This is a genomic window from Aquicoccus porphyridii (assembly GCF_008369105.1).
In the GTDB taxonomy this organism is placed as follows: Bacteria; Pseudomonadota; Alphaproteobacteria; order Rhodobacterales; family Rhodobacteraceae; genus Aquicoccus; species Aquicoccus porphyridii.
Genome location: NZ_VINQ01000015.1, coordinates 91,171 through 105,220 on the forward strand (window position 1 = coordinate 91,171; position 14,050 = coordinate 105,220).

Annotated in this window: 10 protein-coding genes; all 10 read right to left on the bottom strand. The window is 59.5% G+C overall.

Features of this window, described 5'->3' with window-relative positions; translation table 11 throughout:
- Positions 1 to 11: 11 nt before the first annotated feature.
- The 10 genes from FLO80_RS16765 to FLO80_RS16805 all read right to left on the bottom strand — a co-directional run bounded on the left by FLO80_RS16765 (position 12) and on the right by FLO80_RS16805 (position 13,853).
- Complete coding sequence (locus tag FLO80_RS16765; protein WP_188078322.1) at positions 12 to 410, bottom strand: TadE/TadG family type IV pilus assembly protein; 399 nt, start codon at positions 408 to 410, stop codon at positions 12 to 14.
- A 76-nt stretch (positions 411 to 486) separates the two neighbouring features.
- A complete protein-coding gene (locus FLO80_RS16770) occupies positions 487 to 1,041 on the bottom strand; it encodes a CpaD family pilus assembly lipoprotein (protein ID WP_146611053.1) in 555 nt (184 codons plus the stop codon).
- Positions 1,038 to 2,432, bottom strand: coding sequence for a type II and III secretion system protein family protein (locus tag FLO80_RS16775; RefSeq protein ID WP_111367651.1), 1,395 nt, complete (start codon positions 2,430 to 2,432; stop codon positions 1,038 to 1,040). Before FLO80_RS16775 ends, FLO80_RS16770 begins: the two co-directional genes overlap by 4 nt.
- Before the next feature lie 65 nt (positions 2,433 to 2,497).
- On the bottom strand, positions 2,498 to 3,673 hold the full coding sequence (locus FLO80_RS16780) for a beta-barrel domain-containing protein (protein ID WP_111367649.1): 1,176 nt from the start codon (positions 3,671 to 3,673) through the stop codon (positions 2,498 to 2,500).
- Positions 3,670 to 5,805, bottom strand: a complete 2,136-nt coding sequence (locus FLO80_RS16785) for a type I secretion system permease/ATPase (RefSeq protein ID WP_111367647.1) — start codon at positions 5,803 to 5,805, stop codon at positions 3,670 to 3,672. Before FLO80_RS16785 ends, FLO80_RS16780 begins: the two co-directional genes overlap by 4 nt.
- 4 nt (positions 5,806 to 5,809) lie before the next feature.
- On the bottom strand, positions 5,810 to 7,102 hold the full coding sequence (locus FLO80_RS16790) for a TolC family protein (protein WP_111367645.1): 1,293 nt from the start codon (positions 7,100 to 7,102) through the stop codon (positions 5,810 to 5,812).
- Positions 7,103 to 7,323: 221 nt separating this feature from the next.
- A complete protein-coding gene (locus tag FLO80_RS16795) occupies positions 7,324 to 8,418 on the bottom strand; it encodes a BapA/Bap/LapF family prefix-like domain-containing protein (RefSeq protein ID WP_146611052.1) in 1,095 nt (364 codons plus the stop codon).
- 278 nt (positions 8,419 to 8,696) lie between these two features.
- Positions 8,697 to 10,925 carry a BapA/Bap/LapF family prefix-like domain-containing protein gene (locus FLO80_RS16800; RefSeq protein ID WP_188078323.1) on the bottom strand — a complete coding sequence of 743 codons (2,229 nt, stop codon included), beginning with the start codon at positions 10,923 to 10,925 and terminating at the stop codon, positions 8,697 to 8,699.
- A gap of 367 nt (positions 10,926 to 11,292) precedes the next feature.
- Entirely contained in the window at positions 11,293 to 12,909 is a 1,617-nt protein-coding gene (locus FLO80_RS22915) for a hypothetical protein (RefSeq protein WP_188078324.1), read from the bottom strand.
- Positions 12,876 to 13,853, bottom strand: a complete 978-nt coding sequence (locus FLO80_RS16805) for a hypothetical protein (protein WP_223145497.1) — start codon at positions 13,851 to 13,853, stop codon at positions 12,876 to 12,878. The genes FLO80_RS22915 and FLO80_RS16805 overlap by 34 nt, the downstream gene beginning before the upstream one ends.
- Between the last annotated feature and the right edge of the window lie 197 nt (positions 13,854 to 14,050).

Sequence of the window (14,050 nt, forward strand, 5' to 3'; positions counted from 1 at the left end):
AATGGCTTTTCTCAGTTCACGAAAACGACCGCACTACGAGAAATGGTGCCAAAATCCATACCCAATGTCTGGCTGACGGACTGCAAAGCACTGCCAGTCAGATTGTAGCTCATCTCCAGGCTCACGCTACCGTCCTCCGCTGGTTGGCCCCCGCAGGTCATCGGAAAGCTGACATTATCCAGCCGAAGCAGCGGGCTCTGCTCAATCACCTGTGAAAGAATGGTCGTGTTGAGCTCGGCACATATATCCACATCGGGATCGCCCTTGGCGATGATGCCCACAGATTGCCGCGCGAGCGTTTGAACCGCCTGCTGCAAATCGCTCGCCGTGCCAATATAAAGGCTGGTGGCCAAGATAAAGAGGAGGAAGAACACAAAAACAGGGAAGAGAATAACGAACTCGATCGTCACGAGACCGCGCTCGTCGCGCAAAAGTTTCCGTACCCGTCGCAGGCCGACACGCACGTAGTCGTTACACGCTTCCGATCTATTCATTGCGCCTCTGCCTTGCCGTAGTCCATGCGTTTGTAGTCTGGGGCGGCAAGAAGCTATCGGACGGATTGGCCATCATCGCCGCAAGATTGTGCCCTGAACTGCAACCGTCCGGCCGCCCGGCCGACGCGCCGTCGCAATCGGCCTGCACCGAAAGCGTGCGCACAACGCGGATCGTCCCGACGCTTTGCGAGCGGCACTTGTCTCGAAAATCCCGCGCCGCCAGGTAACGTTTCTGCGCTGGCACATGCCGCAACAGCGTCATCATCGTCTGCATGCGCTGCACGTCTCGCGTGGGATTGCGCCCCTTTGGCAGCGTCACCACCAGAACATCATCTGATGTGAGGTGCAATTCGCGCAAAAACCTATAGAGCTTCGCGCGTTCAGATTCCGCCATGGTTCCTGAACAATTGTTGAAACGATAGTTGTAGTGCGCCTCGGCAAGCTGTGGCTCTAGGCGGTCAACGGCGCCTCGCGGCGCTTCGGCCTCTGTGCAGCCGGTCAAGGCGAGAGAGACGGACAATGTAGCCCATACGAAAAAACGGATCATTGCAGCCGAAATCCTCCACCAGTCCCGCGCACCCGCGATTTACCCCGATTCTGCCCCGGCTTCAGCGGTTTCGTGAAACGACCAGTTCCCCATTGCTCAATGCCCCCCACAGGCTTGAGATCGTCCACCGGCGTTTTCAGATCACGCGGGTTTGTCGGCTCCACCAGATAGGGTGTAACAGTGATCACAAGTTCCGTTTCGCCGCGCGCATAGCGCGACGATCTGAACAACGCCCCGAGAACGGGCAAATTTACCAGACCAGGGAAACCGCCCAATGCTTGTTGCGTGCCGCTCTGGAACATGCCGGCAATTGCAAAACTCTGCCCTGAACCGATTTCGACAGTGGTAGAAGCACTACGTTCCGTGAGTGCCGGGCCAATATCCGAGGACGTGGTTTGCGATTCGTCCACCTCCCGCACCTTGGTCTCCAGGCGGATTTCTATGCGCCCCTTCTCACGTACCACCGGGGTGAATTCAAGTTCCACGCCATAAGGTTGCAATTCGATCGTCACCTCGTCATTGGCGGATTTCACTTGATACGGAATCTGCCCACCGGCGAGAAACTTGGCCGTCTCCCCGGACCGCGCCGTCAGGTTCGGCTCGGACAGGATGCTCACCAATCCACGCTGCGACAACGCATTCAGCAGAAAGTTCATGTCCAACGCCGAGGGCGTCACGGTAATCGCAAATCCATTGGAGATGGTTGAGGCCGGGGAACTGAAACTTCCCCTGCTGTTCCCGCCGTTCATGCCAAACCCGATATCATCGCTGATGGTTCGCGCGACCTCGGCAATCTTGACCTGAAGGTTGACCTGCGCCGACTGCTCCAGCTCCAGCCGGTTGACAATCACGGCATTCGGTCCGGCTAACGCTGCCAATACATCCTCGGCCGTCACCACGTCATCCGGGGTGGGAACGCTACCATGCAAATACACCGCCCCATCCAGCGAAGACACCGATACTGTCCCACCGCTCACCGCCTGACGTACCGCCCGGCTCAATCTCTGGGAATCTATGCCCACCGCAATCGTCGTGCGCATCATCGGCTCATCATCGGCGCCGAGTACGAACAATGTGGTCTCGCCAACGGATTTTCCCACAATATAGATATATTTTGCGGATTGAAGGTCGATATCGGCCACACCGGGATTGGACAAAAAGACCGCTTTGGCGGGCTCGTCCAGCCGAAGGAATTTCGCCTCGTTAACGTTCAGAGCGATCTGTTTATCGTCCACCTCAAGAAGCGTTTGAGCAGCGGGCATCTCAATCAAGGTAAAACTCAAGACAATGGCCAGGCAAGGCAACGACACCACGGCAAGCAGAAGCCGTCGTGCAAACAGACTCCAACTTCGCCTGAATGCGATGCCGATCACTGGGCCTAGAAAACTCATCCTATTGTTTTCCCTCTTTTGCCGCTCTTCAAAACGATGCCTCCGCGCTTCATACACATATTCCGCTAACGCAGCTGCGCCCGTAGGAGCGGCCTTAAAAGATAGCTTAGAACCGAGCGTTTGCCGGTTTCGATGTCCACCTGAGAAACCATGCCCGGTCGGATCGGGTATCGCTCTCCTCCCGCCTCCAGATAGTTCTTCTCGGTCGTCACCATCACCCGGTAGAACGCTTGGGGGCCAGTAGGTCCAGCCTCTTCCACTGTGTTCTCACTAATCTGCGTCACCGTTCCCTTCAAATCTCCATAGACCGCAAAATCATAGGCCGTGATCTTTACGCTGGCAGGCATTCCAGGGGTTACGAAAGCAACGTCTCGCGGCGGTACCTTGGTTTCTATTAACAACTGGTCGTCTAGTGGAGTCACCTCCATAATCGTCTCGCCCGGTTGAACCACGCCGCCAATCGTCGTTATTTCCACATTGTTCACCCGCCCCGAGACGCGAGCCCGGATGCTCGTGCGCTCAAGCTGATCGCGGCGCTGCAAAAGCACCTGCTGAAGCGAAACGAGCCGAGCCTTCTTGTTCACAAGGTCATTGTAGGCGTCTTGCACATAAGAATTGGTCAGACCTGCAATTTTCCCGGCAAGCGCCGCGGACTGTTGTTGTAATCTGTACAGTTCCACTTTGCTTACCGAGCCGCTGTCAACGAGCGGCGCCGTCACGTCGATTTGCTGCTTGAGAATGGCGCGTTCCGCCTCAAGCGCGGCCACGGATTCCTCCAGCTTGTTTCGACGCGCCTGGAAAAGCCGGGCTTCGTCGCGTTGGGCTGCTCCGTCGGCATCATCCGTGAAAGCGATATCATCGCGCTCCTGAACCTCCGCTTCCAGCCGCGCGATCTCAGCCGTCAACGTAGAAATTTCGGCTTCCGTCTCCAAATAGGCCGAGCGGAACCGAGTGCCGTCCAGTTGTACCAGCACATCGCCGACCTCGACGATATCGCCTTCATTAACCAGCAGTTTCGCAAGAATACCGCCTTCAAGGCTCTGGATCACCTGCATCCTTTGCATCGGCACGACCTTGCCTGATCCTCGCGTGATTTCGCTGATCTGGGCGAGTGCGGCCCAGATCAGTCCAATCACCATAGCGACACATAAAACCCACACTGTTTGTCGCGCCGCCTTGAGGCTCTGAGCGCGAAATTTACCATCAAGATCCGCGAGAAGTCTGTCTGTCGCGCTGCTCATTTCACAGCCTTTATTGGTTTTTCTCTCGTACTGCGCTGGGTCAGGGCTAGAATATTGGCCAAGGTATCGTCATGCACGATACCGCCTTCCTTCAGCACAACCGCTCGCGGCGTCAAAGCCAGCAACTCCTTCTTGTGAGTTGAGATGATCGTCGTGCGCCCTTCCAGCCATTTCGACAAAAAGCGCACCACGTGAATCTCCGTTGTATGGTCAAAGGCCGATGTCGGCTCATCCAGGATCACGACAGGCGGATCTTGCAGAATAATCCGTGCCAGCGCGATAGCCTGTTTCTGTCCGCCCGAAACATTTCCGGAACTCTGAATATTCAGGTCCAGCCCCCGAACATGCTTGCGCACATGTGGTCCCAGCCCGACAGCATCCAGTGCCGCCATCATCTCTTCGTCGGTGTGCAGCCCTTGATCGAGGCTCAGGTTGTCGCGTAGCGTACCCTGAAACAGCGCCACGCTCTGAGGCAAATAACCAATCTGACGCCGCCGATCTATCGGGTCGATCTGGCTCATCGCCAATCCGTCAATCTTCACCGAGCCGGATTGGGGATCAACGAGACCGGCAAGAATACGCAGCATCGTGGACTTGCCTGCGCCGTTACTCCCCAGAAGCGCCACCCGCTCTCCTGCTTTGATCTTCAGCATACCAATCGAAAGCGCATCGCCCTGCTCGGCATCATGGCTGTATTTCACATCTTCGAGTTCAAAAAAGCCGCTCAAGTCATTGGCCCGCACATATCGCCGGTCCTCGCTGCGCTCAATGGGCATGCTCATCACCTCATCGAGCCCTTCCATCGCGCTTTTCACGTTCTGCCATTTCGCCAAAAGCCGGTTGAGCTGGCTGATTGGGGTAAGCGTGCGCCCGGTAAGCAAGGAACAAGCGATCAAGCTGCCCACGGTCAAATTTCCGGCGGCTATCAGGTAAACGCCGGTAATGATTACAAATATATAGGTCACCTGCTGTACCGAAGCGGCCCATTGCCCCAGCATCGCCGTAAGCTGCCGCGCGCGGATACCCGAAGCGGCCATCGTGGCCGTAAGCTGATCATACGCCTTTTCCATCCGGGTCTCTGCCCGCACGGCCTTCACCGTTTCGAGGCTGGATATCGCTTCAAGCAGAAGCCCGTTAAGCGCCGCCCCCTCACGGGTGTTCTGTCGCGCCAGCTTGGCAAGGTGGCGCTGCAAAAAAAGCCCGGGCAACACGATTACCACCGCCCCGGCGAGCACGACCAAGGCCACCGGTCCGCCTATAAACCACAAGACTCCGAGAAAAATCAGTGTGAAAGGCAGATCACAAATAAGTGCCGCCGTGGTCGAAGTGAAGAATTCACGCACCGAGGAAAACTCGCGCACCTGACTGGCAAGCACCCCGACGGATTGTGGCTGATGAGAAAGCCGAAGGTTAGCGACGTGATGGAAAAGCCGCTTGGAAAGCCGCAAATCCAGATCCCGCCCGGAAATATCGATCAGTCGCGCGCGCATCGCACGAAGTACGAATTCCAACACCACAGCCAGTCCCACACCGCTCGCCAAAACCCATAGCGTATCGAATGCTTGGCTGGGGACCACTCGATCATAGACCTGCATGGTGAAAACGACGGTGGTAATAGCCAGAATGTTCGCCACAAGCGAGGAGAGGAGCACGTCACGATAAATTGGCCAGTTATCCATCACGGGCCCGGTGATCCAGTGACGATCGTTTTCCTTCGCAAAACCGCCAACACGTGCCGCCACCACATCCAGAGGCTTGGCCAGAATAGCCCGTCCGAGATAGGCGTCTTCCAGTTCCTCTCGCGAGATCTCGCGGCGGCCACCTTCCGTGTCTGGAACGCCGACAACGGCCCGCTCTCCTTCAACCTCCTCCAGCACCAGGCAACTCCCGTCGCGCATCAGCAAAAGGACCGGCAACGCATAATCCGAAATTTCCGAAAGCTTCGTTTCGATCACCCGCCCGGCTAAATTGGCGCGTCGCAATGCTTGCGGCACCGCATGCAAAGGCAAACGGCCGCCTTCAAGCGCCAGGCCAGATGTCAACTTGGAAGCAGCAACGTCGCAATCATAGGCCCGACAGAGCGCGATCAATCCTGTAACCAGACGATCAGAAAGGGCCGATATATCACTCATCGCTTCACTTTTCCCTTTTTGTGCTCAACAGCATCGCACCCAACAAACCAACCGATTGCGCCGCCTTGTACTCCATGCGGTTCAATTCATCGGCGGTATCAATGGCCGATATTTCCGCTTCATAAAGGTCGCGCCCCGTAGACAGAAGATCCTGCAATTCACGCTGCCCGGCTCGAAACTGTTCTTCGAACGCTCGCAAAACATCCCTTGCATCGCTGACCTGTGCTTGAAGCGAGCGCTTGGAAACCCTCAGTGCTTCCAGACGTTGCCGATAGGTGCGCACTTCGTTCTGCAGGTTCTTCTCCACCGCGCGCAGCCTTTGATCCGCGGCCTTCATCCGCTGCTCCGCGGCGATCACCGCGCGCCCGCGAAAACCGCTCGAGGTCAGGTCCATTCCTGCGGTAATCCCCACCGCACTCGAACGCCCGCGCCCTCCGGTCAAATCCTGCCGCACCGTGGCTTCGAGTTTCAACTGTGGCTTGCGCGAGGCGCGTGCCGCAGAAACCCCCGCGCGCGCGATGGCCACGTCTGCAGATGCTGAAACATAATCAGGGGCGCCCACCACAGCGGTGATCACTTCGCGGCTTGATTTCAAACGGTCCAGAAAGGCGAGCGCAGGAGGAGGCGATACCTGTTTCAGCGGCTGCCCCAACAGAAATTCGACCTCGGCCAAAGCGATATCGTAATCCATCCGGTGCTGAAACAGCTCTTCTTCGGCACGCGAAATCTCCAATCGTGCCCGTGCGACTTCGGCGCTATTGGCAAGTCCTGCCCGGACCCGGTCACGCGAGTACCGCTCCTGGCGATTTGTAAACCTCACGTATTCCTGCGTGCGAGCGATCTTGGCCTTTGCAATTACGATCTCGAAATAAGCCTCCGACATCGCGAGCGTGAAATCTTCGACTTCAGATTTCAGCATGGCGACCACTTTGACCCGCTCGGCCTCCGCTTCCGCGATCTGGCTCTTCGATAACCCCCAATCGGCAAGTAATTGGGTAACCGTCAGATTGATTCCGAGATCGCCACCATTGTCGCCGGTATCACCCGAAATATTCAACTGGGGGCGCCGGGCATCGCGGGAAATCTCCACGTTTGAGGTCTCGGCTGCCACCTGCTCGCGCAAGGCCGCAATAGTAGGGTCGCGCTGACTGCCCAAAACCACCGCCTCCCGCAAAGTTTGCGCCGAGGATGCGAGCGGAAGGGTCAACAGCACAGCCAGAAACGCTATCGGCCAGATCGGTAGCCTCCTCATCCGCGCTCCCACTCTCCCCTTACGCATCTTGGCGCCTTGGCTCATACGGCACCTCCGGTGCCCAAGATCGGGAACCCCGGCACATGTGTCTTCCAGTGAACCGGACCCAGCAGCAATACCACCTTCAACTCTCCGAATAATTAATACAGCATGTCCTTCCGATGCGGCCCCCAAACCGCCCCTAGATCAGCAATCCAATCCTACCACTCGTATAAAACCAATCGCGCCAATACCCTGAAACGAGCGCGAAGAACACAATTCAACCGTTAAACATAGTCCGCACCGGTGCCCGTCGGTGCATCCAACAGTGAGCTATCGTCCTCCGCCGGCATCACCGCGTATCCCGAGATATCCTCCCCTGTCTCAACTGGCGCTTCATCGTCGCCGAACATGCCACCGCTTTCAATCGTCTCGTCGACACCAGTTGCCGACTCCGCCATCACCTCGGCGAAGAGCCCCCCCTCGCCCATGTCGTCGTCATCAAAACCGAGAATGCCGCTCACGAGATTCCCGACATAATCATCCGCACCGGGGTCGTTTTCGTTCTCTGCATCCGTATTTGCAATCTCCGGTGCAGGAGCGTCCTCGTCAATCACAGGCGCCGAACCGTCAGCGCTGGCAGCTTCCCCTGAAACACCAGATGCAACGTCTTCCGTTCCATCTTCTTCGGTTTCGGCGACTACTTCGTCAGTCGCTGGCTCCGGCTCCTCAACCGCGGCTGATGCGACGCCTGAACCTGAAGTCGAACCAACCGTGCCCGACCCGTCGCCGGCACTCCATTCGCCGAGAAGAAGCGAAGTCGAGGCGACCGCGAATCCACCAAATGCCAGCTTGTCCACACTGCTCCCAGCCAGCACGAACTGGCCCATTCCACCGCCTTGCGCCGCGTCGTAGCCCGTATCAGCCGCCTGGCCACCTTCTGACGGCGCCCAACTGACCTGAACAACCCCGTCCTCGACTTCTGTCACTTCGAAAGCATCGCCTTCTTCCATGGGTAGTTCTGCGGGCTCACTCCGCGGGGCGGGTTCTTCCAATGGCGTGGCGTCAACAGGCCGGTTGATTGTGTCGCCCACAGAAGCCAAGAGAGGCTCGGGCGCGATGAGCCCTGTCACTTCTTCAGAACCGTCTCGACCCTGCAAGAGACGGCTGTAGCGCCCTTCGGCTCCAATAACAAAAAAGTCTTCTATCAGAACGGTTGTGCCATCGAGTAGCGTTACGTTCAGGTCTGCACCCGATTTCTCATAATAGGCAATTCCGGGTGTAGCATCCCCGAAATAAACATCGGCCGGACTTTCCAACCGGAGCTCCGAACCAGTCACGCGCTGAGTTTCGTCGCCTGACGTAGTAAAAATCTCGACCACTGTTCCCTCCATATCCCAGATGCCCACGTGTTCACGTCGATTGCATTAGCCCAAGACCATTAAGCGCAGAAGACATGAGCCCGGCAAACAGTTGACGATACCTGAATCATGGCAGGTGGTAGGGATCGTTCTTCCACTATCCCGCTAGTATGAGTCAACCGATTCGCTTCCGGAAATTGACGCTGTGTCTTTCAACGTAGTCTATTCCAGCCGCCAGCCCAATAGATAAGCGGACCGAAGAGCATTGCCCTTCGGTCCGTCATTTTTCATTTAGCGCCTCAGCCGGAGAGGCCGCCAAGTAGGCCGTCGTCGTCGCCTCCGCCGAGCAGGCCACCGACAAGACCGTCCTCACCGATCACCGGATCGAGGAGACCGCCGTCGCCACCGAGCAGGCCGCCGACAAGACCGTCCTCGCCGAGGACCGGATCGAGGAGACCGCCGTCGCCGCCGAGCAAGCCGCCGACAAGGCCATCCTCACCGAGAACCGGATCAAGGAGATCACCGCCATCGCCGCCGAGCAGGCCACCGACAAGACCGTCCTCGCCGAGAACCGGATCGAGGAGAYCACCGTCGCCGCCGAGCAGGCCGCCGACAAGGCCGTCCTCGCCGAGAACCGGATCRAGGAGACCACCGTCGCCGCCGAGCAGGCCGCCGACAAGACCGTCCTCRCCGAGAACCGGATCAAGGAGACCACCGTCGCCGCCGAGCAGGCCACCGACAAGACCATCCTCGCCGAGAACCGGATCGAGGAGAYCACCGTCGCCGCCGAGCAGACCACCGACAAGACCATCCTCGCCGAGAACCGGATCGAGGAGACCGCCGTCGCCGCCGAGCAGACCACCGACAAGACCATCCTCGCCGAGAACCGGATCAAGGAGACCGCCGTCGCCGCCGAGCAGGCCACCGACAAGACCRTCCTCKCCGAGAACCGGATCAAGGAGACCGCCGTCGCCGCCGAGCAAGCCGCCGACAAGACCATCCTCACCGAGAACCGGATCGAGGAGACCGCCGTCGCCGCCGAGCAGGCCGCCATCTCCAAGAAGGTTGCCGAGCAGGCCGTCATCGCCGAGCACACCGTCTAGCAAGCCGCCGTTGTCGCCCAGCAAGTCACCAAGGAGTCCGTCCTCACCGCCGAGAAGACCATTGAGCAGGCCGTCATCGCCGATCACGCCCTCAAGCAGGCCGCCGAGGAATCCTTCATCGGCACCGTCGCCGCCATCTTGGGTACCACCATGCAGGCCTGCAAGGACACTCTGGGTAAGCGTATTCACTCCCCCAAGAACATCGCCCGCAGTCAGATCGGTCACCGCACCGTCAAGACCATCGGCCACGGCCTCGACCAGTTCGATGGCATCGTCAAGCGCGCCATCGACCAGGGCATTCTCGGCCAACAACGCCTCTTCGACGGAACCCAGCAAGGTTTGCAACGCAGTCTCGGCATCGAGTGTGTCAAGCGCCGCAAGGCTGTCCGCAAGCCCATCCGCCAGCGTTGCACCGGCCTGGCTGGTGCCGGACTCGAGATCACCAAGCACTCCACCGCCCGAGTCGGCGTCGCGAGCAAGCAGCCCGTCAACCAGCGAAGCCAACAGATCACCGGCGCCTGCCATAGGTGTGCCATTGTCGAGGCCATCCATGAAGCCTTGCATACCGTCCTCGAGGCTTTCGACCAGCACATCCACACCGCTTTCGGCACCATCGATGAGATTGCCCTCACCGGTCAGCGCCTCGGTCGTCGTGTCGATCAACGTGTTGAGCGCCGCGGCAACGTCCTGATCGTCCAGTTCCGAGATCGCCTGGTCGATTCCCTCGCCAAGAGTTCCAGTGGTTCCACCAAGGCCATCGACGGCCTCACCCAGAACGCTCCCGCTCTCCGTCGGATCGGTCGGGTCCGTTGGATCGGTCGGGTCCGTCGGATCGGTCGGGTCCGTCGGATCGGTCGGGTCCGTCGGATCGGTCGGGTCCGTCGGATCGGTCGGGTCCGTCGGATCGGTCGGGTCCGTTGGATCAGTCGGGTCCGTCGGATCGGTCGGGTCCGTTGGATCAGTCGGGTCCGTCGGATCAGTCGGATCAGTCGGGTCCGTCGGATCAGTTGGGTCCGTTGGATCAGTGGGGTCCGTTGGATCAGTGGGGTCCGTTGGATCAGTCGGATCAGTCGGGTCATCATCGCTGCTACTGGCAAGCGCAGCCAGCAAGCCAGCTCCCCCGACAGAGGCTGCTGCCGCAAGACCGTCTTCACCCATACCAAACGCGTTCGCCATACCTGCACCAGCACCAGCCGCTGCATCCTCGGCGCCGGCAAGATCTGCATTCTTGAAAGTATAGGGACCATCAGTGAGTGAGAGCTTGCTCATCTCTCCATCGGGTCCAACAACGAAGAAATCTTCGATCACAAGCTGATCACCGTTCTTCAAACGAACCACAAGGTTATCACCGCTGCGGAAGAAATTATCCACATCGGCACGTTTGACGTTGACCTGAAAATCAGTGGGCTTTTCAGCCTTCAGCACTTTTGTCGACATAGCTTTGGTCCCTGGTCCCTATCACAGATTTTTTGCCCTGCGCTCGATCGGACTCCCGACCGCACCACCGAGCGGTTCAGCATCAAAGCCATCGTGCTACATCACCAAGCATCTCATCTATTGACACACAAACAACCTAAAGGTGCGTAACTATAGCTTTTAGTATGTATAACCAGCTTTTCGTATTTCCTGTCAATCATTCCGGGTGACTACCCCGGCAAAAAGTGGCGAAATCGCGAAAATAATTGAAGACCACCGCCAGCCAGGCACCGGAACGGGCCCGAACAACGCGGCCCAATACGTAAACGGACCGAAGGGCATTGCCCTCCGGTCCGCCAATTTTTCATGTAGCGCCTCAGCCGAAGAGACCGCCAAGTAGACCGTCGTCGTCGCCTCCACCCAGCAATCCGCCAATCGGACCCTCATCTCCGAGAAGGCCGCCAACGAGGTTGCCATCGCCCGTTGCGCCGCCGAGCAAGCCACCGACAAGACCGTCCTCACCGAGGACCGGATCAAGGAGATCGCCGCCGTCGCCACCGAGCAAGCCGCCGACAAGACCGTCCTCGCCGATCACCGGATCGAGGAGATCGCCACCGTCGCCGCCGAGCAAGCCACCGACAAGGCCGTCCTCACCGAGAACCGGATCGAGGAGATCGCCGCCATCGCCGCCGAGCAAGCCGCCGACAAGGCCATCCTCACCGAGAACCGGATCGAGGAGRCCGCCGTCGCCRCCGAGCAAGCCGCCGACAAGGCCGTCCTCGCCGAGAATCGGATCGAGGAGATCGCCGTCGCCGCCGAGCAGGCCACCGACAATGCCATCCTCACCGAKMACCGGATCGAGGAGACCGCCGTCGCCGCCGAGCAAGCCACCGACAAGGCCATCCTCGCCGAGAACCGGATCGAGGAGATCGCCGTCGCCGCCGAGCAGGCCACCGACAATGCCATCCTCACCGAGAACCGGATCGAGGAGACCGCCGTCGCCGCCGAGCAAGCCACCGACAAGGCCATCCTCACCGAGAACCGGATCGAGAAGATCACCGCCATCGCCGCCGAGCAGGCCGCCGACAAGACCGTCCTCGCCGAGAACCGGATCGAGAAGATCGCCGTCGCCGCCGAGCAAGCCACCGACAAGGCCGTCCTCACCGAKCACCGGATCGAGGAGACCGCCGTCGCCACCGAGCAGGCCACCGACAAGACCGTCCTCACCGAGAACCGGATCGAGGAGATCACCGTCGCCACCGAGCAGGCCGCCGACAAGACCGTCCTCGCCGAGAACCGGATCGAGGAGATCACCGTCGCCACCGAGCAGGCCGCCGACAAGACCGTCCTCGCCGAGAACCGGATCGAGGAGATCGCCGTCGTCGCCGAGCAGGCCGCCGACAAGACCATCCTCGCCGAGAAGATCCTCAACCAGGCCGTCCTCGCCGATCACCGGGTCGAGAACCCCGTCCTCGCCGAGAATATCGTCGACAAGACCGTCCTCACCGATCACCGGGTCAAGAAGGCCATCTTCGCCGGTCACCGGCTCAAGCAGATCAGACAGCGGACCATCCGCAGTCCCTTCGCCTGAACCGTCACCCAGCGCGCCAACGCCGGTCAGGTCGCCCAGCAAACCTTCGTTGCCAGTCAGAGGCGACAGTGCTCCGTCATTGCCGATCAGATCGCCCAACAGTCCCTCGGAGCCGGTCACTTCACCCAGCAAACCCTCGTTGCCAGTCACATCACCAAGAAGGCCTTCGTCGGCGACAGCGAAGTCAAGAAGCCCGTCTTCGGGACCCGCGTCTGTCGTACCGTCGCCAAGAAGACCCTGGCCACCTGTCAGATCACCCAGAAGCCCGTCGCTACCGGTCACTTCACCCAGGAGACCATCATTCCCGGCCAGGTCACCAAGAGTTCCCTCGCTTCCGGTCACTTCGCCCAGATCACCATCATTCCCGGTCAGAACACCCAATAGGCCGCCATCTCCGAGCACCGGATCGAGGATGCCGATATCCGCGTCAGCATCAGCATCAGCATCTGCGTCGGCGTCAGCATCTGCATCCGCATCCGCATCCGCGTCAGCATCCGCATCGGCGTCAGCATCCGCATCGGCGTCAGCATCCGCGTCAGCGTCAGCATCCGCATCGGCATCGGCGTCGGCATCAGCATCTGCATCAGCGTCGGCATCCGCATCCGCATCTGCGTCGGCATCCGCATCTGCGTCGGCATCCGCATCCGCGTCAGCATCGGCATCCGCGTCAGCATCTGCGTCAGCGTCGGCATCAGCGTCGGCATCCGCATCTGCGTCGGCATCCGCATCCGCATCTGCGTCCGCATCCGCATCTGCATCCGCGTCAGCATCCGCATCGGCGTCGGCATCTGCATCCGCGTCAGCATCTGCGTCAGCATCTGCGTCAGCATCTGCGTCGGCATCCGCATCTGCGTCAGCATCAGCATCCGCATCTGCATCCGCGTCAGCATCGGCATCCGCGTCAGCATCTGCGTCGGCATCCGCGTCAGCGTCGGCATCAGCGTCGGCATCCGCATCTGCGTCGGCATCCGCATCCGCGTCAGCGTCAGCATCTGCGTCGGCATCAGCATCAGCATCGGCGTCAGCATCTGCATCCGCGTCGGCGTCAGCATCCGCGTCGGCATCAGCATCCGCGTCGGCGTCAGCATCTGCATCCGCGTCGGCGTCCGCATCTGCGTCAGCATCAGCATCTGCGTCAGCATCTGCATCTGCGTCAGCATCTGCATCTGCGTCAGCATCTGCATCCGCGTCCGCATCTGCGTCAGCGTCAGCGTCAGCATCTGCGTCAGCATCAGCATCTGCGTCAGCATCCGCGTCCGCATCTGCATCTGCATCAGCATCCGCGTCGGCATCCGCATCAGCATCCGCGTCCGCGTCGGCATCCGCATCGGCGTCCGCGTCGGCATCCGCATCGGCGTCCGCGTCCGCGTCCGCATCTGCATCCGCGTCGGCGTCTGCGGATTTCAAAATTACCGGACAGCGATTTCGCTAAATCCCGGACAGCCATTTCAGTAATTCCCGGACAGTTCGGGCACGGCTGATTATCTGCCTGCGATCATGTTTCTGTTTTGAGTGTTTCGGTATTTTCGCTGGGGGTCAAGTT